This is a genomic window from Streptomyces sp. NPDC002730 (genome assembly GCF_042888805.1).
GTDB lineage: Bacteria > Actinomycetota > Actinomycetes > Streptomycetales > Streptomycetaceae > Streptomyces.
In genome coordinates, this window is the sequence record NZ_JBIAQG010000001.1 from 782,665 (window position 1) to 805,235 (window position 22,571).

Annotated in this window: 22 protein-coding genes and 1 pseudogene; 8 read left to right on the forward strand and 15 right to left on the reverse strand. The window is 69.6% G+C overall.

What is annotated here, in order from left to right:
- Positions 1–87 precede the first annotated feature (87 nt).
- Genes ACFYXH_RS03880 through ACFYXH_RS03890 form a run of 3 tightly spaced genes read right to left on the reverse strand, consistent with a single transcriptional unit; the run spans position 88 to position 3,126 of the window.
- Positions 88–1,221 carry an Mrp/NBP35 family ATP-binding protein gene (locus ACFYXH_RS03880; protein WP_389560329.1) on the reverse strand — a complete coding sequence of 378 codons (1,134 nt, stop codon included), beginning with the start codon at positions 1,219–1,221 and terminating at the stop codon, positions 88–90.
- A gap of 44 nt (positions 1,222–1,265) precedes the next feature.
- Complete coding sequence (locus ACFYXH_RS03885) at positions 1,266–1,805, reverse strand: DUF1003 domain-containing protein (RefSeq protein ID WP_389560650.1); 540 nt, start codon at positions 1,803–1,805, stop codon at positions 1,266–1,268.
- 43 nt (positions 1,806–1,848) lie between these two features.
- On the reverse strand, positions 1,849–3,126 hold the full coding sequence (locus ACFYXH_RS03890; RefSeq protein WP_389560331.1) for a magnesium transporter MgtE N-terminal domain-containing protein: 1,278 nt from the start codon (positions 3,124–3,126) through the stop codon (positions 1,849–1,851).
- A gap of 180 nt (positions 3,127–3,306) precedes the next feature.
- Here ACFYXH_RS03890 and ACFYXH_RS03895 point away from each other — a divergent pair, with 180 nt between their 5' ends.
- Positions 3,307–4,074 (forward strand): hypothetical protein, encoded by a 768-nt coding sequence (locus ACFYXH_RS03895; RefSeq protein WP_389560333.1) that lies wholly within the window; start codon positions 3,307–3,309, stop codon positions 4,072–4,074.
- A 109-nt stretch (positions 4,075–4,183) separates the two neighbouring features.
- Here the strand turns inward: ACFYXH_RS03895 and ACFYXH_RS03900 are convergent.
- The 4 genes and pseudogenes from ACFYXH_RS03900 to ACFYXH_RS03915 form a co-directional block, all read right to left on the reverse strand.
- Positions 4,184–5,168: pseudogene (locus ACFYXH_RS03900) on the reverse strand (IS481 family transposase); the annotation flags it as partial.
- Between the two features lie 60 nt (positions 5,169–5,228).
- The gene (locus tag ACFYXH_RS03905) at positions 5,229–7,256 is read right to left on the reverse strand and encodes a HelD family protein (protein WP_389560652.1); all 2,028 of its coding nucleotides are present in this window, start codon (positions 7,254–7,256) and stop codon (positions 5,229–5,231) included.
- 542 nt (positions 7,257–7,798) lie between these two features.
- Positions 7,799–8,338 (reverse strand): hypothetical protein, encoded by a 540-nt coding sequence (locus ACFYXH_RS03910; protein ID WP_389560335.1) that lies wholly within the window; start codon positions 8,336–8,338, stop codon positions 7,799–7,801.
- Between the two features lie 13 nt (positions 8,339–8,351).
- Positions 8,352–9,467 carry a magnesium and cobalt transport protein CorA gene (locus ACFYXH_RS03915; protein WP_389560337.1) on the reverse strand — a complete coding sequence of 372 codons (1,116 nt, stop codon included), beginning with the start codon at positions 9,465–9,467 and terminating at the stop codon, positions 8,352–8,354.
- 413 nt (positions 9,468–9,880) lie between these two features.
- Between ACFYXH_RS03915 and ACFYXH_RS03920 the strand changes: the two genes are divergently transcribed.
- Complete coding sequence (locus ACFYXH_RS03920) at positions 9,881–10,477, forward strand: suppressor of fused domain protein (RefSeq protein ID WP_327325905.1); 597 nt, start codon at positions 9,881–9,883, stop codon at positions 10,475–10,477.
- A gap of 7 nt (positions 10,478–10,484) precedes the next feature.
- Here ACFYXH_RS03920 and ACFYXH_RS03925 read toward each other — a convergent pair whose 3' ends face one another.
- On the reverse strand, positions 10,485–11,717 hold the full coding sequence (locus tag ACFYXH_RS03925; RefSeq protein WP_389560338.1) for an MFS transporter: 1,233 nt from the start codon (positions 11,715–11,717) through the stop codon (positions 10,485–10,487).
- A 169-nt stretch (positions 11,718–11,886) separates the two neighbouring features.
- Between ACFYXH_RS03925 and ACFYXH_RS03930 the strand changes: the two genes are divergently transcribed.
- The 3 genes from ACFYXH_RS03930 to ACFYXH_RS03940 all read left to right on the forward strand — a co-directional run bounded on the left by ACFYXH_RS03930 (position 11,887) and on the right by ACFYXH_RS03940 (position 14,167).
- Positions 11,887–12,525, forward strand: coding sequence for a DUF6758 family protein (locus ACFYXH_RS03930; protein ID WP_327325907.1), 639 nt, complete (start codon positions 11,887–11,889; stop codon positions 12,523–12,525).
- Positions 12,526–12,646: 121 nt separating this feature from the next.
- Positions 12,647–13,510, forward strand: a complete 864-nt coding sequence (locus ACFYXH_RS03935; protein WP_389560340.1) for a PHP domain-containing protein — start codon at positions 12,647–12,649, stop codon at positions 13,508–13,510.
- Positions 13,511–13,561: 51 nt separating this feature from the next.
- Positions 13,562–14,167, forward strand: a complete 606-nt coding sequence (locus ACFYXH_RS03940) for a MarC family protein (RefSeq protein ID WP_362686645.1) — start codon at positions 13,562–13,564, stop codon at positions 14,165–14,167.
- Positions 14,168–14,250: 83 nt separating this feature from the next.
- On the opposite strand, the gene ACFYXH_RS03945 is transcribed toward ACFYXH_RS03940, so the two are convergent.
- A complete protein-coding gene (locus ACFYXH_RS03945) occupies positions 14,251–14,403 on the reverse strand; it encodes a hypothetical protein (RefSeq protein ID WP_327325910.1) in 153 nt (50 codons plus the stop codon).
- Positions 14,404–14,576: 173 nt separating this feature from the next.
- Here ACFYXH_RS03945 and ACFYXH_RS03950 point away from each other — a divergent pair, with 173 nt between their 5' ends.
- Entirely contained in the window at positions 14,577–15,491 is a 915-nt protein-coding gene (locus tag ACFYXH_RS03950; RefSeq protein ID WP_385305144.1) for an NYN domain-containing protein, read from the forward strand.
- Here the strand turns inward: ACFYXH_RS03950 and ACFYXH_RS03955 are convergent.
- Both ACFYXH_RS03955 and ACFYXH_RS03960 read right to left on the reverse strand, forming a co-directional pair.
- Complete coding sequence (locus ACFYXH_RS03955) at positions 15,482–16,321, reverse strand: alpha/beta fold hydrolase (RefSeq protein ID WP_389560343.1); 840 nt, start codon at positions 16,319–16,321, stop codon at positions 15,482–15,484. The genes ACFYXH_RS03950 and ACFYXH_RS03955 overlap by 10 nt on opposite strands.
- Positions 16,322–16,458: 137 nt before the next feature.
- On the reverse strand, positions 16,459–18,384 hold the full coding sequence (locus ACFYXH_RS03960) for a DEAD/DEAH box helicase (protein ID WP_389560345.1): 1,926 nt from the start codon (positions 18,382–18,384) through the stop codon (positions 16,459–16,461).
- Between the two features lie 525 nt (positions 18,385–18,909).
- On the opposite strand from ACFYXH_RS03960, the gene ACFYXH_RS03965 reads away from it, so the two are divergent.
- Complete coding sequence (locus ACFYXH_RS03965) at positions 18,910–19,635, forward strand: ferritin-like fold-containing protein (protein ID WP_389560347.1); 726 nt, start codon at positions 18,910–18,912, stop codon at positions 19,633–19,635.
- A gap of 49 nt (positions 19,636–19,684) precedes the next feature.
- Here ACFYXH_RS03965 and ACFYXH_RS03970 read toward each other — a convergent pair whose 3' ends face one another.
- The 4 genes from ACFYXH_RS03970 to ACFYXH_RS03985 all read right to left on the reverse strand — a co-directional run bounded on the left by ACFYXH_RS03970 (position 19,685) and on the right by ACFYXH_RS03985 (position 21,477).
- Complete coding sequence (locus ACFYXH_RS03970; protein ID WP_389560349.1) at positions 19,685–19,954, reverse strand: hypothetical protein; 270 nt, start codon at positions 19,952–19,954, stop codon at positions 19,685–19,687.
- A 157-nt stretch (positions 19,955–20,111) separates the two neighbouring features.
- Positions 20,112–20,339, reverse strand: a complete 228-nt coding sequence (locus tag ACFYXH_RS03975) for a DUF3107 domain-containing protein (RefSeq protein WP_215095436.1) — start codon at positions 20,337–20,339, stop codon at positions 20,112–20,114.
- A gap of 130 nt (positions 20,340–20,469) precedes the next feature.
- Complete coding sequence (locus ACFYXH_RS03980; protein WP_362686631.1) at positions 20,470–21,111, reverse strand: TetR/AcrR family transcriptional regulator; 642 nt, start codon at positions 21,109–21,111, stop codon at positions 20,470–20,472.
- A gap of 147 nt (positions 21,112–21,258) precedes the next feature.
- Positions 21,259–21,477 (reverse strand): hypothetical protein, encoded by a 219-nt coding sequence (locus tag ACFYXH_RS03985; protein WP_389560351.1) that lies wholly within the window; start codon positions 21,475–21,477, stop codon positions 21,259–21,261.
- A gap of 124 nt (positions 21,478–21,601) precedes the next feature.
- Between ACFYXH_RS03985 and ACFYXH_RS03990 the strand changes: the two genes are divergently transcribed.
- Positions 21,602–22,567 carry an alpha/beta hydrolase gene (locus ACFYXH_RS03990; protein ID WP_389560353.1) on the forward strand — a complete coding sequence of 322 codons (966 nt, stop codon included), beginning with the start codon at positions 21,602–21,604 and terminating at the stop codon, positions 22,565–22,567.
- Positions 22,568–22,571: the final 4 nt, after the last annotated feature.

Consider the following 22,571-nt stretch of genomic DNA (forward strand, 5'->3'; position numbering starts at 1 on the left):
CCCCTTCGCGCTGCCCGTACCGTGCGGGCCGACGGTCGGGTTGTGCGCACCCGTTCCGCTCGGCGGAACGAATGCCCACGACCTTCGTCAGAACTTATTGCGCGGGGTGATCCCCAGCGACATGCCCGACAGCCCGCGCGCGCGTCCGCCGAGCTTCCCCGCGATCGTGCGCAGCGCGGCGCCCGCCGGTGAGTCCGGGTCGGTGATCACGACGGGCTTGCCCTCGTCGCCGCCCTCCCGCAGCCGTACGTCGATCGGGATGGACCCCAGCACCGGCACATTGGTGCCGGTCGTCTTCGTCAGGCCCTCGGCGACCCGCTGGCCGCCGCCGCTGCCGAAGACGTCGACCATCTCGTCGCAGTGCGGGCACGGCAGGCCCGACATGTTCTCGACGACGCCCACGATCTTCTGGTGGGTCTGTACGGCGATCGAGCCGGCCCGCTCGGCGACCTCGGCCGCGGCCTGCTGCGGGGTGGTCACCACGAGGATCTCGGCGTTCGGCACCAGCTGCGCCACCGAGATGGCGATGTCACCGGTCCCCGGCGGCAGGTCGAGCAGCAGCACGTCCAGGTCGCCCCAGTACACATCCGCGAGGAACTGCTGCAGTGCGCGGTGCAGCATCGGGCCGCGCCACACCACCGGCGCGTTGCCCGGGGTGAACATCCCGATCGAGATGACCTTCACGCCGTTCGCCGACGGCGGCATGATCATGTTCTCGACCTGGGTCGGACGGCCGTCCACACCCAGCATCCGCGGCACGCTGTGTCCGTAGATGTCGGCGTCGACGACACCGACCTTCAGTCCGTCGGCGGCCATCGCCGCCGCCAGGTTCACGGTGACGGAGGACTTGCCGACGCCGCCCTTGCCCGATGCCACCGCGTACACCCTGGTCAGCGAGCCGGGCTTGGCGAAGGGCACCTCGCGCTCGGCGGTGCCGCCGCGCAGCGAGCTCGCGAGCTCCTTCCGTTGCTCGTCGCTCATCACATCCAGCGTGACGTCGACGCGCGTGACGCCCTCGAGGCGCGCGACCGCGTCGGTCACATTCTTGGTGATCGTCTCGCGCATTGGACAGCCGGAGACGGTGAGATACACCGTGACGGCGACCGCGCCGTCCGCCCCGATCCCGACCGATTTGACCATGCCGAGTTCGGTGATCGGTCGGTTGATCTCGGGGTCGTTCACCGTCGCCAGTGCTTCAAGCACCGCGTCTTCCGTAGCCATACGGACGATGGTACGGCGCTGACTCCCACCCCCGGAAAGAGCGTTCAGCGGTCGCCTTCGTCACTCTCGCGCGCAGGCTCGTGCGGGAATAGGTGCCGCTCGTCCAGATCCTTGATCAGATCCTGGAATTCGGAGCGGATCCAGTCGCGGGTGGCGACCTCGCCGAGCCCCATCCGCAGCGCCGCGATCTCCCGTGTGAGGTATTCGGTGTCCGCGATCGAGCGCTCGTTCTGCTTGCGCTCCTGCTCACGGGTGACCCGGTCCCGGTCGTCCTGCCGGTTCTGCGCCAGCAGGATCAGCGGGGCCGCGTACGAGGCCTGGAGCGACAGCATCAGCGTCAGAAAGATGAACGGGTACGGGTCGAAACGCAGATCCCCGGGCGCGGAGATGTTCCAGACGACCCACATGATGATGATCAGCGTCATCCAGACCAGGAACCGCCCGGTCCCCAGGAAACGCGCGATCCGCTCCGAGAACCGGCCGAAGGCCTCGGGGTCGTACTCCGGCAGCAGACTGCGCCGTGGCGCGCGGGGCTGATCGAGCCGGACCCGGTGGCGCGGCGCCGCACTCGCCCCGGCGGGCATGCGCTCCTTCGGCTCGCTGCGATCGGCCAACCCGTCGCTGCCGCTACCCATGGGCGGACTCCTCGTGGGCGGCCTCCTCGAACTCCGTCTCCCGCCAGTCGTCCGGCAGCAGATGGTCGAGTACGTCGTCGACGGTCACCGCCCCCAGCAGCGAACCGCTCTCGTCGACGACAGGCGCCGCCACCATGTTGTACGCGGCGAGATAGCTGGTGACCGCGGGCAGCGCGGTGCCCGGCGCGAGCGGCGGCAGATCGCTCTCCACGATCGAGCTGACCAGCGTGAACGGCGGGTCCCGCAGCAGCCGCTGGAAGTGCACCGTGCCCAGGTACTTGCCGGTCGGCGTCTCGTCCGGCGGCCGGCAGACGTACACCTGCGCGGCGAGCGCGGGGGACAGGTCCTGCTGGCGTACGCGCGCCAAGGCGTCCGCGACCGTCGCGTCCGGCCGCAGCACGATCGGCTCGGTGGTCATCAGGCCGCCCGCCGTCCGCTCCTCGTACGACAGCAGCCGCCGTACGTCCGCCGCGTCGTCGGGCCGCATCAGCGCCAGCAGCCGCTCCTTGTCCTCCTCCGGCAGCTCGGACAGCAGGTCGGCGGCGTCGTCCGGGTCCATGGCCTCCAGGACGTCCGCCGCGCGCTCCTCCTTGAGCTTGCCGAGAATCTCCACCTGGTCGTCGTCCGGCAGCTCCTCCAGTACGTCCGCGAGCCGGTCGTCGTCGAGGGCCGCGGCCACCTCGGCGCGCCGCTTCGGCGAGAGGTGGTGCAGCACATTGGCGAGGTCGGCGGGGCGCAGCTGCTCGAAGGTCGCGAGCAGGCTCTCGGCGCCCTGCCCGTGCTCCTCCAGCGAGAAGCCGGTGACCGCCGACCACTCGACGGTCAGCGTCTCGCCCTTGCGGCGCAGCGCCCCTGGCTTGCCCTTCCGTACGAAGACCTTGTCGATCTCCCAGTCACGACGGGCCGGCAGCTGCTGGATCGAGACATCGAGGACCGTGGCCTCCTCGCCGCTCTCCACCAGTCGCACGCGCCGGTCCAGCAGCTCGCCGAGCACCAGCCGCTCGGTCGGGCGCTGCTCGAAGCGCCGCACGTTGAGTACGCCCGTGGTGATGACCTGGCCCGACTCGACGCCGGTGACCCGGGTCATCGGGAGGAAGATCCGGCGGCGGCTGAGCACCTCGACGACCATGCCGAGCAGCCGCGGCGGACGGCGGCCGACGCGCAGCATCGCCACCAGATCGCGGACGCGGCCCACCTGGTCGCCCTGGGGGTCGAAGACGGGCACGCCGGCGAGGTGCGAGACAAAGATCCGAGGGGCGCCTGCTGCCATGTTGCGCGCCTCCTTTTTGCCCGCGAATGCTGCCGTTCAGGGGCTTCAGGCTAGCCCGTGCCGTTCCGTGGCGCCCTGGCTGGCGTCCGTACGGCTCTCTGAGGATCGATGTGCTCAGCACAGGTACGCTGCCGTCTGCCAGCCATGACCCACGACTCGCAGATGAGAGGCAGTGCGCTTGTGACTCCCCTCCCCCTGGCCGCCCGAGCCCGCCGGGCCGCGCTCTCGGTGGCGCTCTGCGCCGGGCTGACCGCGGCGCTCACGGCATGCAGCGGCGAGGATCCGGACGCGGGGACCAACGGCGTCGGAAAGCTGTCCGCGACCGAGATCGAGACGAAGGCACGCGACGCCTCGCACGCGGCGGCGTCGGTACGGCTCTCCGGCACGCTGGTCAGCAAGGGCGGCACGTACAAGCTGAACATGCGGCTCAAGCACGACGGCGGCACCGGCTCCGTCACTTCGAAGGACAACACCTTCGAACTGCTGCGGGTCGGCGACGCGCTCTTCCTGAAGGCCGACGCGGGTTTCTGGAGCCATGCGGACGCCAAGGACAAGGAGAAGCCGAGCAAGACCGACACGGAGGCGGCGGGCAAGCTCGACGACATGTACGTGAAGGTGCCGGAGGGCGACCCGGCGTACAAGCAGTTCCGCGTCTTCACGGACATGGATGTGCTGCTCGAGGGCCTGCTGGGGATGCAGGGCAAGCTCAGCAAGGGCGACCGGACCGAGGTGAGCGGTGTACGAACCATCAAGGTCATCGGCGGCGAGGGCGAGGGCGGCACGCTGGATGTCTCGCTGGAGGGCAAGCCGTATCCGCTGCAGTTCGCACGGGCGGGCGGCGCGGGTGTGCTGACGCTGGCGGACTGGGACAAGGACTTCACGCTGGCGGCGCCGGAGAAGGACGAGATGGTCGACTACGGCGGCCAGCTGCCGAAGACCAGGGACTAGCTGTGATGCCTCATGACGTTGGTTCCACGAACTCCTCGAACGTGAGCTGCTGTGGGAGCGTGTCGAGTGGTTCCGGCGGCTGGTCGAAGGTAACGCGGTTGTCGCCGCCGGATGTCCGGCTGATGGGCGGTCGGCCTCCGAGCGCGGCGTGCGGCCGCTCGTGGTTGTAGTAGTTCAGGAAGTCCGCGAGTGCCGTCCGGCGTTCATGCTCGGAGGTGTAGTCGCGGACATAGGCCCACTCCCTGGCGAGTGTGCCGTTATAGCGCTCGACCTTCCCATTCGTCCGCGGGGTGTAGGGGCGGGTGCGCTTGTGCTTCGTGCCCTCCGCGGCGAGTGCGGCGGCCCAGGTCCGGGAGCGGTAGCAGGCGCCGTTGTCGGTCAGGACGCGGCGAATCGGCGTGATGCCGTGGGCGGCGAAGAACGCGACGGCGCGGTGCCAGAAGGCGACCGCCGTCACGGCGCGTTCGTCCTGCAGGGCCTCGGTGTAGGCGAGCCGGGAGTGGTCGTCGAGCGCAGAGTGTAGGTACGTATAGCCGACCTTCCCTGTGCCGGGGCCGGTGCGTTTGGAGGCACGGGCAGCCTCGGTACCCATGCCGTGCATGCGCCAGCCGCCGCCCTGGGGGATGCGTCCGAGTTTCTTGATGTCGACGTGGATCAGGTCGCCGACCCTCTCGTGCTCGTAGCGAATGACCTCGCGCATCTGCTCGCCGGTCGGCGGATCGAGATACCTCAGCCGGTTGAGTCCTCGCCGCATCAGGATTCGATGGACCGTGGCTGGCGCGAGCGTGACGCCGTGCAGCCGCTGAAGGTCGGCAGCGAGGCGGGTGGGCCCGTGCTTGGTCTGCCGCCGCAGCGCCTCCACCAAGTCCGCGATGTTCTCGGCGGTGCGGGTTGGGCTAGTGGTGGGTCGGGAAGAGTGGTCGAGCAGGCCGCTCTCGCCGTGCGCGCGCCAGCCGGCGTACCACTTGGCCAGGCAACGGCGGGAGATCGCGGGCCTCCGCCGCGACGTGTGCGATCGGACGCCCGGCATCCACGCGCTCACATAATCGGCGACGCCCTTCCGGTGTCAGCGGGGCGTTGGGATGTCCCGTCATATCAGGCATCGAGGTACCCGCTGTGAGTACCCATCAAGGGGCGGTCATGAGGCGTGATGTTCATGCGGGGTGGAAGGCAATCAAGCAGAGCCTCTTGGTGGCACGCGTCAGAGCGACATACAGGTCACGTTCGCCGCTGGGGCGGGCCTCGATGATCTCCTGCGGGCCGACGACAATGCTCGCGTCGAACTCCAGGCCGCGGGCCTCGGATGCCGGCACGAGCCGCGCCCACTGTGTGACGCCAGCCGACGCCACGTCGTCCAGCCGGGCATCCGCGCAGATCACGGCGAGCAGGTCGCCCGGATGTGCTGCGGCCTGGGCCCGGAGCTCCCCGGCCACGGTGGCGGCGAGTGTGTGCGGATGTGCGGTGAGGCTGCGGGGAGGCTCGCCGTGGCGGATGGACCGGCTCGGCGTCTGACCGGGGGCGATCCGCGCGAGCAGGTCGCGGGTGGTGGCCAGGATCTCCTGGGTCGTGCGGTAGCTGACGGTCAGGGTGTGCAGGGTGAACCGGGTGCCGAGATGCGGGCCCAGCGCCTGGGACCACTCGCTCGCTGCCGTCGCGGGGCCCGCCTGGGCGAAGTCGCCCACCAGCGTCATCGACCTGGCCGGGCACCGGCGCAGCACCATCCGCCACTGCATGGCGGTCAGCTCCTGGGCCTCGTCGATGACGACGTGCCCGAACGTCCGCTCCGGCGGCCCGTCCACCAGGTTCGCCGCCTCGTCCAGCAGCGCCACATCGGCATCGGTCCACGGGGCGGCAGCAGAGCGCAGCAGCCGGGAGCGCTCGTCATCGGTGAGTGACGGCAGATGTGTGGCTAGGGTGCGGGTGTCCGTCAGCAGGGCCCGTACGACCGTTTCGGGCGTCAGTCGTGGCCAGAGGGACTCCACCGCACCCTCGGCGTGGGCGTCGCCCATGAGGTTCGCGCGCAGCGCGTCCGCATCAAACATCTCGGCCGGGTCGGCGGCCGGCGCGCCATCGAAGCCGAGAGCTTGCAGGTCGGCCTCGGCCGCGGCATCGAGGTCGAGGCTCGTGCTTTCAGTGATCTCGGCGTCGATGTGCGCGAGGGCCTCGGCGGTGCCACGCTCCAGCGTGCTCGTGACCGTGCCGATCAGGTGCTCCTTGAACACCTCCCGCGCACGGTTGTGCACCAGGCCGCTCGCCACCGCAGCCTCTCGTGCCGCCGCGACATCCACGCTCGTCAGACGGACCCACTCCTGCCCCACACGTACCGCGAACCGGGCGTCCGGAGGCGCTTGCCGGGAGTGCACCAGGCCCTCCAGCGCCTCAGCCATGGCGGAGCTGCCCTTGAGCCGCGCGACATCGCACGGCTCCACAGTGGCGGGCACCACTCCGGCCAGCTCCCCGCACGTCGCCAGGTCCACGTCGTTCTCCCCGAGCGAGGGGAGCACGCGCGAGACGTAGTCGAGGAACCGCGCGTTCGGCCCGAGCACCAGGACACCGCGCTCGGCGGCGCGCGGGAATGCATACAGCACGTACGCCGCCCGGTGCAGCGCGACGACGGTCTTGCCCGTGCCCGGGCCGCCCTGCACCACCGTCACCCCCCGATGCGGGGAACGGACGATCGCGTCCTGCTCCGCCTGCAGCGTGGCCACCGCCGCACGCATCCACCCCGTGCGCTGCGCCTCCAGCGCCTCCGTCAACGGACCGTCGCCGACGATGTCGCCGGCCGCGGGTGCGGATCCGTCCAGCAGCTCGTCGCTCACCGCGCGCACAGCGCGTTCCTCCACCCGCAGGTGACGGCGCCGCCGCAGCCCCATCGGGTGGACGGCCGTTGCCGCATAGAAGGGCCGCGCCGCTTCCGCCCGCCAGTCGACGAGCAGCGGCAGGTCCCGGTCGCCCAGGTGCAGGCCGAGCCGTCCGATGTGCAGGACAGTGCCGTCCGCGCCATCGATCCGGCCGAACGCCAGCCCCTCCTCGGCCCCCGCGAGTCGGTGGACCTGCCGTGCCAGACGCTCTGCGGCGACATCACGCGCGTACACCTCTCCCGCGCTGTCGGCCGACGACTTCAGTACGTCATCCAGCTGGGCCCGTACATCCGCCACTCGCTCGTCGAGCAGCCCGTACATGGCGGATACGTGGGCCTGCTCCACCTCGACCTGCCCTACGGCACCCCGGTTGAACTGCGGCACAGCCGTACTCCTCTCGACTCGGCCCTCCACTATGCAGATAAATTTCCATGAAAGTAAGGCTTGACTTACTTGTCTGCATCAGCCGCCCAGGCCCGGTTCGCACTGAACCTCACGGGTTGAGGAGATGATCGGGCTGCATTCCAGTCTGAAGAGATCCGAGCTGGAGGACGCCCGGCATTCGCCGCCATGCCGGAGCCCTTGGCCCCTCGCCTCGCACTCGTCTACGCGCCGCCACCTGGATCGGCCTGGACCCCTTCGGCAGCGGCCAAGACCCTCGGTCGAGCGTCGGCATCTCACCCACATACGTTCAACGCCACCTGGCGCAGCCGGGCCCTTCCTGCCGTCGTCCGTCTACGCACCGCCACCCGCCGCCGAAGCGGCACCAATCTCATGCGACAGCACAACTAGCTGTTTCCCGGGGTTCCGCCCGGACCCCGGTCCTCAATCGCCGGACGGGCTGGATTTTCCAGCCTCCGCCCCTAACCGCGTCTCTTCTTGCGCTTCAGGAGCAGACGCGGCAACGCCACCGGCGCGGGCTGACGCGTCGTCGCCGACGTCGGCAGCGGTACGGCAGCCCCCGAAGTGTCCGGCAGGTCCGTGATCGCGTCCTGCGGCTCGAGGCGCAGCACCCGACACTCGCGTGCCCAGCGCTCCGTCATCTGCTCCGCGTCCGGGGCGTTCAGGCGCTTGCCCTTGAGTTCGGCGACGGCCGCCTCCCACTCCTCGGAGTGCGGGACGAGTTCGCTCACCGACGCCGTCCAGACGACCAGCCGGCCGCCCTTGTCCTTGCTGCGGACGGTGACCTCGGCCGTTCCGCCGGCCGTCAGCTGCGGCAGTGGCTGCTCGCCGGGGCCGTCGCCGACGATGTGCGCGGCGCCTTCGTGCCACACGTGCCACAGCGCCCGTTGCGGGCCCTCGCCGCGCACCCAGATGAGGCCGGACTTCTTGGTGGCCTCCTCGACGAGCGCCTGGCCGAGCAGTGGGGTCTCCCCAGCGAAGCGAGCGGAACTGTCTGTCATGCCCGCAGCCTATCTACAGCCAGCCGTTGCGCTTCAGGGTGCGGTGGATCGCGAGACAGACGCCGATGATGCCGGTGAGCACCATGGGGTAGCCGTACTTCCAGTGCAGCTCGGGCATGTGGTCGAAATTCATGCCGTACACGCCGCACACCGCCGTCGGCACGGCGATGATCGCCGCCCAGGAGGTGATCTTGCGCATGTCCTCGTTCTGCGCGACCGTCGCCTGCGCCAGATTCGCCTGGAGGATGGAGTTCAGCAGCTCGTCGAAGCCGATGACCTCCTCCTGTACTCGGGCGAGGTGGTCGGCGACATCGCGGAAGTACTTCTGGATGTCCGGGTCGACCAACCGCATCGGACGCTCGCTCAGCAGCTGCATCGGCCGCAGCAGCGGGGACACGGCCCGCTTGAACTCCAGCACCTCGCGCTTGAGCTGGTAGATCCGGCCGGCGTCGCTGCCGCGCGGGCTGCCTTTCGCGGGCGCGGAGAAGACATCGATCTCTACCTCGTCGATATCGTCCTGCACGGCCGCGGCCACCGCGATGTACCCGTCGACCACATGGTCGGCGATGGAGTGCAGCACCGCGGACGGCCCTTTGGCGAGCAGCTCGGTGTCCTCCTCCAGCCGGTGCCGGAGTGCCCGCAGCGAGCCCTTGCCGCCGTGCCGCACCGTGATGACGAAGTCCCGGCCGGTGAAGCACATCACCTCGCCGGTCTCGACGACCTCGCTGGTCGCGGTGAGCTCGGCGTGCTCGACGTAGTGGATCGTCTTGAAGACGGTGAACAGTGTGTCGTCGTACCGCTCCAGCTTGGGCCGCTGGTGGGCGTGGACGGCGTCCTCGACGGCCAGCGGGTGCAGCCCGAACTCCGCTGCGATACCGGCGAATTCGGCCTCCGTCGGCTCATGCAGCCCGATCCACGCGAAGCCGCCGTTGTCACGCACCCGCAGCATGGCCTCGTGCGGCGTCTGGCAGGTCGCGTTCTCCAGCCGCTTTCCGTCGCGGTAGACCGCGCAGTCGACGACTGCGCTGGAGGCGGACGGATCGCGAGTGGTGTCGTACGTGCTGTACGGGGCATTGCTCTTGCGCAGGGACGGACGGACCGCTGCACGCAGGTCACGGATCATCGACATGGCTGGCTCCTTCACGGAGAGGCCGTCGGCGAGTGGCGTGGCACAGCCCGGAATGAGGACGTGATGCATACGTCCGCAAAGCGGGCGGCACCGCGGGATCGCGGTGACGGCGTTCGCTACAGACAGGCAAAAACGAAGTGCTCTTCCGTCGTGCGAAATGCCGTGGGCCCCGTGCGGGAAGGCCTCAGATCACAGAGGAATGGTGCCGTGCGGAAGAGCGGTTGGTACTGACCGGTCGACTTCGATCCACCGCAGCCCCACCTCCTCCGGCCGGTCCCCCGTAGGGGATGACGTGTCGTCGGGACTTGAGAGCAACGCTTCTGCGTGCCGTCCCGACCAGCGGCCAAGACTATCAGCCGACTGGGGGCCAATCCCTTCGTTTGCCCGTTCCTTACGCGCTTTATGCTCGCGGCATGGAAGAAGTTCTTGCTCTGGTCGAGGCCAGGCTGCGTACGGCACTTGGCGAACCGGACGCGCGCGCCGCGGTGACATTCCTCGGTACGGACCGCATCGAGGTGCTCCGCTTCCTGGACCGGGACGGTGACGGGGCCATCGTGCGCTACGCCACCCTCGGCATGTCCGCGCATCCGATGACGGACCCCACCGCGGCCCTCGCCGACCCGGTGAAGGGCCCGCGCGCGGAGCTGGTCCTGTCCGTACGGGCCGGGGTCGCCGACACCGACAAGGTGCTCCGTACGCTCGCCGTACTGGCCGCGTCACCGCAGGTCGAGGGCGTGGTCGTGGCACCGGGCGCCTCGCTGGACGTCGGTGATCCGCTCTGGCCGTCCGCACCGTTCAGCTCGGTGCTCGTCGCCGAGCCGGGCGGTCTGGTGGCGGACCTGGAGCTGGACGAGCCGATGGATCCGGTGCACTTCCTGCCGCTGTTGCCGATGACGTCCAACGAGGCCGCGTGGAAGCGGGTGCACGGCGCGCAGGAGCTCCAGGAGCGGTGGCTGACGCACGGTACGGACCTGCGCGATCCGCTGCGCAGGTCCGTAACTCTCGACTGAGGCCAGGCTAGTTGGCGAAGGCCGTCACACCGTCCTGGGTGGCGTGGACGGGCTGGAGCTGCTCCGCCTCGCGGCTCAGCGAGGCGCGCCGTACCCGGACGATGCCCGCGCCGATCACGGCCGCGACCGCCGCGACCACGAACGGGATGTGGATGTTGCTCCACTCCTCGATCTTCGGTGCGAAGTAGGGCGCGGCGGCCGCGGCGAACCAGCGGACGAAGTTGTAGCCCGCGCTGGCCACCGGCCGCGGCGCGTCCGAGACGCCCAGCGCCAGCTCGGTGAACACGGTGTTGTTCAGGCCGATGAAGGCGCCGGAGACGACCGTTCCGACGACGGCCACGGTGTGGTTCCCGTATCCGATGACCACCAGGTCGACGGCGAGCAGCAGCAGCGAGCCGCCGAGCACCTTGAGCGATCCGGAGCGCGCCTGCAGCCGCGGCGCCACCAGTACGGAGAAGACCGCGAGCAGCACACCCCAGGCGAAGAACACCGCGCCCGACGTGTACGGCGTCATGTTCAGCACGAACGGCGTGAAGGCCAGCACGGTGAAGAACGCGTAGTTGTAGAAGAAGGCCGAGGCGGCTGCGGAGGCCAGGCCGCCGTGTCCGAGCGCCTTCACCGGGTCGAGCAGCGAGGTCTTGCGCGCGGGCTTCGGCTGCTCCTTGAGGAAGGCGGTGATGCACAGGAAGCCGATCGCCATCAGGGCTGCGGTGCCGAAGAAGGGGTACCGCCAACTGGCGTTGCCGAGCAGCGCGCCGAGCAGCGGTCCGCATGCCATGCCGAGGCCGAGCGCCGACTCGTAGAGCAGGATCGCCGCGGCGCTCCCGCCGGCCGCCGCGCCGACGATGACGGCGAGCGAGGTCGAGACGAAGAGTGCGTTGCCAAGGCCCCAGCCGGCCCGGAAGCCGACGAGTTCGCCGACGGAGCCGGAGGTGCCGGAGAGCGCGGCGAAGACGATGACGAGCGCGAGCCCGGCGAGCAGGGTCTTCCTGCCGCCGATACGGCTGGATACGAAGCCGGTGACGAGCATCGCGACCGCGGTGATCAGGAAGTACGAGGTGAACAGCAGCGAGACCTGACTGGGCGTCGCGTCCAGGCCCTTGGCGATGGACGGCAGGATCGGGTCCACCAGGCCGATCCCCATGAAGGCGACGACGGACGCGCCGGCCGTGGCCCAGACGGCCTTCGGCTGGCGCAGGATGCTGGTGGCTCCCTCGTCGAACGGATCCTCTCCGCGCATGGACGACTCCTCTGTTTCGCTGCTTCTCCGCTGGATCGTTGCCATATACAAACAATAAATTAGACAGCCTAATGAATGCAAGCTACATCTACTTTTGGCTGATGAGGGCACACGCCGGACGGGTGATCGTCCTTGACGCGGCGACGGCCGGAGAGGACCGTTGGGCGCTATGAGGGGCGAACCCAGTTGCCCGAAGTGCGGTGGCCGGGTGAGGGCGCCCGGTCTCTTTGCCGACTCGTGGCAGTGCGATGTGCACGGAGCCGTGCACCCGCTGCAGCCGGTGATTCCGCCAAGTGTCGAGGCCCTCGGTGTGGTCGTGCACCGCGCGAAAGTCCCCGTGTGGATGCCCTGGCCGCTCCCCGTCGGCTGGCTCTTCACCGGTGTCGCGTACGCGGGGGACGACCGCAGTGGAGGCCGTGCCACCGCCGTGGCCTGCTCGGGCCCCGGCCCGCTCGGCGGAATCGGTGAGCTGCTGCTGGTCGCCGAGGAACTGGGCGTCGGCCTCGGCGCGCGCTACGCCGGGATCGACGGACCCGATCCGGGCCCGCACATCTGCGTCGACAAACCACCGCAGGCCAAGCTCCTCGCCGCCGGCCGCCCCACCCCTCTGTGGCATGTGTCCGACGCTCCCGAGGACCGCGCGGTGTTCGCGGGCGAGGCGCGCGGACTGTGGCTGTGGGCGATCGTCTGGCCGGAGCAGTCCGGGCTGTTGATGTACGACGAGCTGGTGCTGACGGATCTGCGGGACTTGGGCGCCGAGATGGAACTGCTGCCCTGCGGGGCGCTGTCGCCGCGGCTTCTCTCGTAGTCAGCTGTCGTGGTCCGCTCTCGCAGTCCGCGGGCGGCTTCTGCCGTGAACCAGGGCTGTTCGGATCCCCGATACACTTGACCGTCCCCCTGTCCGTCTGCCGTCCCTGGAGTCACGCGTCGTGCGCATCGATCTGCACACCCACTCCACGGCATCGGACGGTACGGACACCCCCGCCGAGCTGGTGCGCAACGCCGCCGCGGCCGGGCTGGACGTCGTCGCACTCACCGACCACGACACCACGCGCGGCCACGCCGAGGCGATCGCCGCGCTCCCGGAGAGCGTGACTCTGGTCACCGGTGCCGAACTCTCCTGCCGTATGGACGGCGTGAGCCTGCATCTGCTCGCGTACCTCTTCGACGCCGACGAACCCGAGCTGCTGCGCGAGCGTGAGCTCGTACGGGACGACCGGGTGCCGCGCGCCCGGGCGATGGTGGCCAAGCTCCAGGAGCTGGGCGTTCCCATCGAGTGGTCCCAGGTGGCCCGTATCGCCGGAGACGGCTCGGTCGGCCGCCCGCACATCGCCTCCGCGCTCGTCGAACTCGGCGTCGTACCCACCGTCTCCGACGCCTTCACGCCCGAGTGGATCGCCGACGGCGGCCGTGCGCACATCACCAAGCACGAACTCGACCCCTTTACGGCGGTCCGCCTGGTCAAGGCCGCCGGTGGTGTGACCGTTTTCGCGCACCCGCTCGCCGTCCTGCGCGGCCGTACGGTGCCGGAGTCCGCGATAGCCGAACTTGCCGCGTGCGGCCTCGACGGCATCGAGGTCGACCACATGGACCATGACGCGGCGACGCGTGTCCGGCTGCGCGGCCTCGCCGCCGACCTGGGGCTGCTGGCCACCGGATCCAGCGACTACCACGGCAGCCGCAAGACCTGTGTGCTCGGCGAGTACACCACCGACCCGGAGATCTACGGCGAGATCACGCGCCGCGCGACCGGCGCCTTCCCGGTGCCGGGCGCCGGCGGAAGCCGCTCGTAGCTCCTCGACCGCACCCCTCTGTACGACCCCTCTTCGCGCTAGGCCCTCACTGTGTTCGACGCTGCCATTTTCGGCTCTCTCTTCCTCACCCTTTTTGTGATCATGGATCCCCCGGGGATCACCCCGATCTTTCTCGCGCTCACCTCAGGCCGCCCTGCCAAGGTGCAGCGCCGCATGGCCTGGCAGGCGGTGGCCGTCGCCTTCGGCGTGATCACCGTCTTCGGCATTCTCGGTCAGCAGATCCTGGACTATCTGCATGTCTCCGTGCCCGCGCTGATGATCGCGGGCGGTCTGCTCCTGCTGCTCATCGCGCTCGACCTGCTGACCGGCAAGACCGACGAGCCCAAGCAGACCAAGGACGTCAATGTCGCGCTGGTGCCGCTGGGCATGCCGCTGCTGGCCGGTCCCGGTGCGATCGTTTCGGTGATTCTGGCCGTGCAGCACGCGGACGGCGTCACGCAGCAGGTGTCGGTATGGGCGGCGATCGTCGCGATGCATGTGGTGCTCTGGCTGACGATGCGCTACTCGCTGCTGATCATCCGCCTGATCAAGGACGGCGGTGTGGTGCTGGTGACCCGGCTCGCGGGCATGATGCTCTCCGCCATCGCCGTGCAGCAGATCATCAACGGCATCACCCAGGTCATCCAGGGAGCCTGAGCGTCTGGCGCCGAACGCACTGCGCCCCCGTACGGATCATCCGTACGGGGGCGCAGTGCGTCACATCACAACGTCGTCAAGTGTTACGAGGCCGTGGAATCGGCCGGTCGGATATAGATGCGCTGGCCGATCGAAGCGGCCTGCTGCACGATCCTGTTGACGGAGGCGGCGTCTACGACGGTGCTGTCCACGGCGGTGCCGTCGACGTCGTCGAGTCGCATGATCTCGAAGCGCATGGCTTCTCCCTTCGTCTGATCCTCCTGCTGGAGAACTGATGGCGACGGATGCCCGTCTGTGTTCTGTACGTGTTCAACGGTATGCACCCTGCAAACATTCCCTACGCTAAGGAAATTTTTTGGATGCCTAACTACTGGCGAGTAGTGGCTCGGCCACGGAGAATGAGCACCGTATGAATGAGCACCGTGTAGATGACGCAGAGACCACTGACATCAGGGCCCGCCTGGAGCGCACCAATGAGCTCCTGCAGCGGATGCTCGCCGAGGTCGCGAAGACCCCTTCTACCCATGCCATCTTCGTGGACGCAGGTTACGTCTATGCTGCGGCCGGGTTGCTTGTCGCGGGCACCGAGGACCGGCGCTCCTTCGACCTGGACGCGGAGGGGCTGATCGAGGCCTTCATCGACAAGGCCCGCACGATCTTCGCGGACAGCAGGCTGCTGCGGGTCTACTGGTACGACGGGGCCCGGCGCCGTATCCACACCCCCGAGCAGCAGTCCATAGCGGAGCTGCCCGATGTCAAGGTGCGCCTCGGCAACCTCAACGCGAACAACCAGCAGAAGGGCGTCGACTCACTCATACGCACGGATCTGGAGTCGCTCGCCCGGCACCGCGCGATCAGCGACGCGGCGCTCGTCGGCGGCGACGAGGACCTGGTCTCGGCGGTCGAGGCGGCCCAGGGGTACGGGGCGCGGGTCCATCTGTGGGGCATCGAGGCCTCGGAGGGGCGCAATCAGGCGGAGCCGCTGCTGTGGGAAGTGGACAGCCAGCGGACGTTCGACCTCGACTTCTGCCGGCCGTACATCACGCGCCGCCCGGTCACGACGTACGAGAACGAGGGCGCGCCGCCGCCGTCACGGGACGAGGTGCGCTTCGTGGGCGCGCAGATCGCGGCGACATGGCTGGCGGAACGGGGCCGGGAGGCGATGGCGGAGCTGCTGCCGGGCCACCCGTATCTGCCGGGCCCGGTGGACCAGGACCTGCTGATCGAGGCGGAGAAGGTGCTGCAGCGGTCGCTGCGGGGGCATGCGGTGCTGCGGCGGGCGCTGCGGGACGGTTTCTGGCAGCACCTTCAGGCTCAGTACTGATCCCAGAAGCCGGCGATCGCTGCGGCTGTCTCGAGGGGGCGGTCGGTGTTCGGCGAGTGCTCGGCGCCCGTGATGACCGTCCGGTGGGCGCTCAGGCGCTGCGCCATCGCGTCGAGAAGTGGCACGGGCCAGGTGTCGTCCCGTTCGCCGGACAGCACATGCTTGGGCAGCGGCTGTACTGCGGCGAGCTCGGCGACCCTGTCCGGTTCGACGGTCAGCAGGCGGCCGGTGGCGATCAGTTGGGCCGGGTTGTGGCGCAGCCAGCGGCGGCGGAGTTCCTCGCCGTCGGTCTCGGCGTCCTCCGGCGGATCGAGCGCCTTCATCGCCTCCCAGACCTGGTCCATCCCCATCACCGAGAGAGCGTCGCTCAGCAGCTTGACCTTCTGCTGCTGGGCGGGGCTGATCTGGGCGGGTCCGGAGGACAGGAGCGTGAGCGTGGTGAACGGGGCGGCGTCGAGGAGAACGGCGGCGCGCGCGATCTGACCGCCGAGGGAGTGCCCGAGGAGATGCACGGGCCCGCCGACGGCTTCGGCCTGGGCGAGTACATCCTGGGCCAACTCGCTCTGAGCGTAAGCCTGTTGGTCGTCGGATCCATCGGTCTCGTACTGTCCGCGCCCGTCGACGGCGACACTGCGGTAGCCGGCCTCGGCGAGTGGCTCCAGCAGCGCGATGAAGTCCTCCTTGCTCCCGGTGAATCCGGGCAGGAGCAGGGCGGTGCCCAAGACGTCGCCGACGGGCTGCGCGTCGAGCACGGCGAAGGTGCCGCGTGCGGTGGCGAGCGCGCGGGGGCGGGCGCAGGGGGGCGGGGTGAAGGTGGGCGGCCGGCTCATGCGACGAGGCTAACGGGGGTGGGTCGGTTGCGGCGCTCCGGGCGCGGGTTACGGGGTTGTTCCAAGACGCCAAGACCCCAAGACGCCGATGGCCCGGCTCCCATAGTGGGGGCCGGGCCATCCGGGCTGCTGGTGCGTCAGCTTTCGGGCTGGGCAGCCTTCGTCGTGCGGGTGCGGCGGCGCGGCTTGGGCTCCGCCTCGACCTCGGTCGCTACTGCCTCGACCGTGTCCACGGCCTTCGCAGCGCGCGTCCGGCGGCGGGGCTTCGCCTCGGCCTCCGTGGCGGCAGCCTCGACCGTGTCGACGGCCTTGGCCACGCGCGTGCGGCGGCGGGGCTTGGTCTCCGGCTCGGCCGCGACCTCGGTCGCTACTGCCTCGACGTTGTCGACGGCCTTCGCGGCACGAGTACGGCGACGGGGCTTGGGCTCCGCCTCGACCTCGGTCGCTACTGCCTCGACCGTGTCGACGGCCTTCGCGGCACGCGTCCGGCGACGCGGCTTGGTCTCCGGCTCGGCCGCGACCTCGGTAGCGACCTCAGCCGCCTCGACCGTGTCGACGGCCTTCGCGGCACGCGTCCGGCGACGCGGCTTCGGCTCCTCGACCACGACATCTGTGAACTCGACGGTCTCCACGACAGCCGTCGCCTCGGCCGCGGCCGGCGCTCCCACTCGGGTGCGGCGGCGACGGCGCGGGGTACGCGGCTCCGTCGAAGGCTCCGCGGACTCCGGCGCGGCCGTGTCCGTCACCGTCGTCGTCGGCTCGACGCCGTCCGGCGTCGACCCGCCGCGCGTGCGGCGGCGCTGGCGCGGCGTGCGGGCAGGGCGCTCCTCGCGAGCCGGGGCCGACGACGCCGACTTGCGGCCGCGGCCGCCGGTCTCGCCCAGGTCCTCGACCTCCTCGGCGCGCAGACCCGCACGGGTCCGCTCGGCACGGGGCAGTACGCCCTTCGTGCCGGCCGGGATGTTCAGCTGCTCGTACAGGTGCGGCGACGTGGAGTACGTCTCGACCGGGTCGGGGAACTTCAGGTCCAGCGCCTTGTTGATCAGCTGCCAGCGCGGGATGTCGTCCCAGTCGACCAGCGTGATCGCGATGCCCTTGGCGCCCGCGCGGCCGGTGCGGCCGACGCGGTGGAGAAACGTCTTCTCGTCCTCGGGCGACTGGTAATTGATGACGTGCGTGACGCCTTCGACGTCGATACCACGCGCCGCGACGTCCGTGCAGACGAGGACGTCGACCTTGCCGTTGCGGAAGGCCCGCAGCGCCTGCTCACGCGCGCCCTGGCCCAGGTCGCCGTGGACCGCGCCGGAGGCGAAGCCGCGACGCTCGAGCTGCTCGGCGATGTCCGCCGCAGTCCGCTTCGTACGGCAGAAGATCATCGCGAGCCCGCGGCCTTCGGCCTGCAGTATGCGCGAGACCAGCTCCGGCTTGTCCATGGAGTGGGCCCGGAAGACGTGCTGCGTGGTGTTGGCGACGGTCGCGCCCTCGTCGTCCGGCGAGGTGGCGCGGATATGCGTCGGCTGCGACATGTAGCGACGGGCGAGGCCGATGACCGCACCCGGCATGGTCGCCGAGAACAGCATGGTCTGGCGCTTGGCCGGCAGCATGTTGATGATCTTCTCGACGTCGGGCAGGAAGCCCAGGTCGAGCATCTCGTCGGCCTCGTCGAGGACGAGCGCGCGCACATGCGAGAGGTCGAGCTTGCGCTGACCGGCCAGGTCGAGCAGGCGGCCGGGGGTGCCGACGATCACATCGACGCCCTTGCGGAGCGCTTCGACCTGGGGCTCGTACGCACGGCCGCCGTAGATCGCGAGAACGCGGACGTTACGGACCTTGCCGGCGGTCAGCAGGTCATTGGTGACCTGCTGGCACAGCTCGCGGGTGGGGACGACCACCAGCGCCTGCGGGGCGTCGGTCAGCTGCTCGGGCTGCGCCCGGCCGGCCTCGACGTCCGCGGGGACAGTGACACGCTCCAGCAGCGGCAGACCGAAACCGAGCGTCTTGCCGGTGCCGGTCTTGGCCTGGCCAATGACATCGGTGCCGGAGAGCGCGACGGGGAGCGTCATCTCCTGGATGGGGAACGGGGTAAGGATGCCGACGGCTTCGAGGGCCTCGGCGGTCTCGGGAAGGATCCCAAGATCCCGGAAAGTCGTGGGCTGCGTAGTCAGGGTGTTGCCTCTTCTGTGAGACGCGGCATGAGGCGAACGAATGGGGGTCGTACCGCACCTGGGTACTGGGCCGGCCGTGGATTGGCCGGATGGCGCGGGACCACTGCCTTCGCTCGAGCGCTCGTGCCGCTGAGGGGGCCCCTCATCTGCGGTCGTACGCAACTGTGCGCACGGTCCGCGCGGAGGGCGGTCGGGGCGGAGCCGATCGGGCCACCGACCGGGCATCCTCAAGGGGGCTCTGGGGGAGCAAATCCCCCAGTCATACACTGGGATCGCCCGCCGAGTAGCTAAAACGCTCGACAGGCGCATTACCACTGTACCCCGGAATCGCGCATGTGTGTTGGGTGAATTCGTAGGAACCGCGCTGCGGACGTGGCTGACCAGGCCCTTCCGCCTCACGATGAGCGGGCTATTGTGCGCTTCATGGAGACGCCTGACAACGCCACTGAACCCACCGGAATCGCCGCCCAGGACTGGGCCACGGCGTCCGCAGACCCCCAGTACCGCGCCGCCGTCGTGGATCTGCTGGGCGCGCTCGCCTACGGCGAGCTGGCAGCCTTCGAGCGGCTCGCCGAGGACGCCAAGCTCGCGCCGACGCTGGGCGACAAGGCCGCGCTGGCGAAGATGGCCTCCGCCGAGTTCCACCACTTCGAGCAGCTGCGCGACCGCCTCACCTCCATCGACGCCGAGCCGACCGCCGCGATGGAGCCGTTCGCCCAGGCCCTGGACGACTTCCACCGCCAGACCGCGCCGTCCGACTGGCTGGAGGGCCTGGTCAAGGCGTACGTCGGCGACTCGATCGCCAGCGACTTCTACCGTGAGGTCGCGGCCCGGCTGGACACCGACACCCGCGCCCTGGTGCTTGCGGTGCTCGACGACACAGGTCACGGCAACTTCGCGGTCGAGAAGGTCCGCGCCGCGATCGAGGCCGAGCCGCGGGTCGGCGGACGGCTGGCGCTGTGGGCGCGCCGCCTGATGGGCGAGGCGCTCTCGCAGGCGCAGCGGGTGGTGGCGGACCGCGACGCGCTCTCCACGATGCTCGTGGGCGGTGTGGCGGGCGGCTTCGACCTCGCGGAGGTGGGCCGGATGTTCTCCCGGATCACCGAGGCGCACACCAAGCGGATGGCGGCGCTGGGCCTCGCGGCCTAGCCTCCGCCCTACGGTTTCCCCGGCGGCGTCGGCGGCCGGTCGTGCGGACTCAGAAAGGGAACGCGCGACGGAGCCGCCGCGTCGACGGCCGGATCAGCAACGAGAGCAGTACGGCTCCGATCGCCACCGCGCCCACCAGCGTCGCCAGTGTGTGGCCGGGACCGAGCGCGGCATGCGTGACATAGCCGCCGAAGAGGGCGCCGAGCGTGCCTGTGGCGAAGACCACACGGCGTGCCGGGAGACGTTCGGACAGGTGACGGGCAGCGGCCCAGGCGAGGGCGAGTCCGAGCAGGACTGAACCGAGCGTTTCCATGAGCACTGCTGATCACCTCGCGGACGCCGGTGCGGGCAAAACGGTCGTAGCCCGTATTACCCGGCGCCCGCGGAAAACAACCCTCCCGGGACAGCGGAAGAGGGCCCGGCGGGGGATTTCCCGCCGGGCCCTCTTCTGTCACGCTCCAGTCGCTTGCGACGCCCTACAGCGCGCCGAAGCCCACGCGCCGCGTCGCCGGCTCGCCGATCTCGACATACGCGATCCGGTCGGCCGGTACGAGGACCTTGCGGCCCTTGTCGTCCGAGAGACTGAGCAGCTGCGCCTTGCCGGCCAACGCATCGCCGACCGCGCGCTCGACCTCCTCGGCGGACTGCCCGCTCTCCAGAACGATCTCCCGGGGCGCGTGCTGCACGCCGATCTTGACCTCCACGGCTATGTCCCTCCGAACGGTCAGTGTGTTGCGCGGTCAGCCGCGCTGTACGCAGCACACATTAGCCCGGCGAGGGGACGCGGCAGGCGTCCCCGGGAAACGCCAGGAGCGAACACCCCCCGGTCCTCGGTCAGTGCTGCTCGGTGCCGTGCAGCGGGAAGCCCGCGATGCCCCGCCACGCCAGCGACGTCAGCAGCTGTACCGCCGTGTCGCGCGGGATCCCGGAGCTGCTGGAGAGCCAGTAGCGGGCGACCACCTGGGAGACGCCGCCGAGGCCGACGGCCAGCAGCATGGACTCTTCCTTGGACAGGCCCGTGTCCTCGGCGATGACGTCGGAGATCGCCTCCGCGCACTGCAGCGAGACCCGGTCCACGCGCTCGCGCACCGCGGGCTCGTTCGTCAGGTCCGACTCGAAGACCAGCCGGAAGGCCCCGCCCTCGTCCTCGACGTACGCGAAGTAGGCGTCCATCGTCGCGGCGACACGCAGCTTGTTGTCGGTCGTCGACGCAAGCGCCGTACGGACCGAGAGCAGCAGCGACTCGCAGTGCTGGTCGAGCAGCGCCAGATAGAGCTCGAGCTTGCCCGGGAAGTGCTGGTAGAGCACGGGCTTGCTGACGCCGGCCCGCTCGGCGATGTCGTCCATGGCGGCCGCGTGATAGCCCTGAGCCACGAAAACTTCCTGGGCAGCGCCCAGAAGCTGGTTCCTGCGGGCTCGGCGTGGCAGGCGCGTGCCCCGCGGGCGCGCTGCCTCTGTCTGCTCGATGGCTGTCACGCCGCCTCCCAAAAAATTGTTCCTTGCGCGCTGTGCGCCGCGCCGCCATCGTACTTTTGGGTAACCCGGCTGTGCGTGGTGCGGACGCAGAATTTCACGGACCGGACAGTCGCGGTAGCTCCCGATTCAGGGGCAAAGAGGGGCAGGTCACCGGTAGTCGTCCTCGTCGAGGGCGACGACGCGGGCCTGTTCCGCGGCATCGGCCTCATTTGCGGAGTCCAGGTCGACGATGTCCACATGGTCGTCGTCGTCGGGCAGCACATCCGCGAGCTGCTCGGCCGCGTCGGCTTCGGGAACCTCTTCGTCGAGCACGGGCTCCTGGTCGTTTGCATCGAAGGTATCCGGGTCTGTGGGGTCGACAGACATGCGGCACCGCTTTCCATGGATAGTGCCCTTCCTACGAGCGTAGGAGGTACTCATTCATGACGCTACGCGGTGTGTGACGCCGAACACACGATCCAGTGTGTGATCGTCTCGTAACATTGCCCGCATGTCTTCGACCGAGCTGCCGGGAGTACGCGCCGTCAACGCCGCCGTGGCCCCCAAGGTCGCGACCGTCCGGGTCGCGGAGGGCGAGGAGCTGCGCTCCACGACGCTGCCCGGACTGACGCTCACCGTCAGATCCAGGCCGCCGACGCGCTCCGGCCTCGCGCCAGCGCTGTATGTGCACGGGCTCGGCGGCTCCTCGCTGAACTGGTCGGCGCTGATGCCGTTGCTCGAAGACATCCTGGACGGTGAGGCGATCGACCTGCCCGGTTTCGGGGACTCCCCGCCGCCGGACGACGGCAACTACTCCCTCACCGCCCACGCCAGAGCGGTGATTCGCTATCTGGACGCCGCGGGCCGCGGCCCCGTACATCTCCTCGGGAACTCCCTGGGCGGAGCGGTCTCCACCCGTGTCGCGGCCGTCCGGCCCGATCTGGTGCGCACGCTCACGCTGGTCTCGCCCGCGCTGCCGGAGCTCCGCGTACAGCGCTCCGCCGTGCCCACCGCGCTGATGGCACTGCCCGGGGGCGCCTCGCTGTTCGGCAGACTGACCAAGGACTGGACGGCCGAGCAGCGCACCAAAGGCGTGATGGCGCTCTGCTACGGAGACCCCTCGCGGGTCGACGACGAAGGGCTGCGCAACGCTGTGGAGGAGATGGAGCGGCGTATGCGCCTCCCGTACTTCTGGGATGCGGTGACTCGTTCCGCGCGCGGCATTGTCGACGCGTACACCTTGGGCGGACAGCACGGACTGTGGCGGCAGGCGGAGCGGGTGCTCGCGCCGACGCTGCTTGTTTACGGAGGGCGGGACCAGCTCGTCTCGTACCGTATGGCGCGCAAGGCAGCGGCGGCCTTCCGGGATTCCCGGCTGTTGACGCTCCCGGACGCCGGGCATGTTGCCATGATGGAGTACCCGGAAACGGTCGCCCAGGCTTTCCGGGAACTGCTGAACGACTGCGACAGGAGCTGATCCG

Bases quoted from the DNA above. Each gene is read 5' to 3' on its own strand.
- ACFYXH_RS03945 (WP_327325910.1), bottom strand. From the start codon at position 14,403: ATGCGCTTCGAGATCATGCGACTCGACGACGTCGACGGCACCGCCGTG.
- ACFYXH_RS03925 (WP_389560338.1), bottom strand. From the start codon at position 11,717: ATGCGCGGAGAGGATCCGTTCGACGAGGGAGCCACCAGCATCCTGCGC.
- ACFYXH_RS03960 (WP_389560345.1), bottom strand. From the start codon at position 18,384: ATGACGCTCCCCGTCGCGCTCTCCGGCACCGATGTCATTGGCCAGGCC.
- ACFYXH_RS03910 (WP_389560335.1), bottom strand. From the start codon at position 8,338: ATGACAGACAGTTCCGCTCGCTTCGCTGGGGAGACCCCACTGCTCGGC.
- ACFYXH_RS03905 (WP_389560652.1), bottom strand. From the start codon at position 7,256: ATGTACGGGCTGCTCGACGAGCGAGTGGCGGATGTACGGGCCCAGCTG.
- ACFYXH_RS03880 (WP_389560329.1), bottom strand. From the start codon at position 1,221: ATGGCTACGGAAGACGCGGTGCTTGAAGCACTGGCGACGGTGAACGAC.
- ACFYXH_RS03915 (WP_389560337.1), bottom strand. From the start codon at position 9,467: ATGTCGATGATCCGTGACCTGCGTGCAGCGGTCCGTCCGTCCCTGCGC.
- ACFYXH_RS03890 (WP_389560331.1), bottom strand. From the start codon at position 3,126: ATGGCAGCAGGCGCCCCTCGGATCTTTGTCTCGCACCTCGCCGGCGTG.
- ACFYXH_RS03885 (WP_389560650.1), bottom strand. From the start codon at position 1,805: ATGCCCGCCGGGGCGAGTGCGGCGCCGCGCCACCGGGTCCGGCTCGAT.
- ACFYXH_RS03950 (WP_385305144.1), top strand. From the start codon at position 14,577: ATGAATGAGCACCGTGTAGATGACGCAGAGACCACTGACATCAGGGCC.
- ACFYXH_RS03985 (WP_389560351.1), bottom strand. From the start codon at position 21,477: ATGTCTGTCGACCCCACAGACCCGGATACCTTCGATGCAAACGACCAG.
- ACFYXH_RS03930 (WP_327325907.1), top strand. From the start codon at position 11,887: ATGAGGGGCGAACCCAGTTGCCCGAAGTGCGGTGGCCGGGTGAGGGCG.
- ACFYXH_RS03965 (WP_389560347.1), top strand. From the start codon at position 18,910: ATGGAGACGCCTGACAACGCCACTGAACCCACCGGAATCGCCGCCCAG.
- ACFYXH_RS03955 (WP_389560343.1), bottom strand. From the start codon at position 16,321: ATGAGCCGGCCGCCCACCTTCACCCCGCCCCCCTGCGCCCGCCCCCGC.
- ACFYXH_RS03920 (WP_327325905.1), top strand. From the start codon at position 9,881: ATGGAAGAAGTTCTTGCTCTGGTCGAGGCCAGGCTGCGTACGGCACTT.
- ACFYXH_RS03990 (WP_389560353.1), top strand. From the start codon at position 21,602: ATGTCTTCGACCGAGCTGCCGGGAGTACGCGCCGTCAACGCCGCCGTG.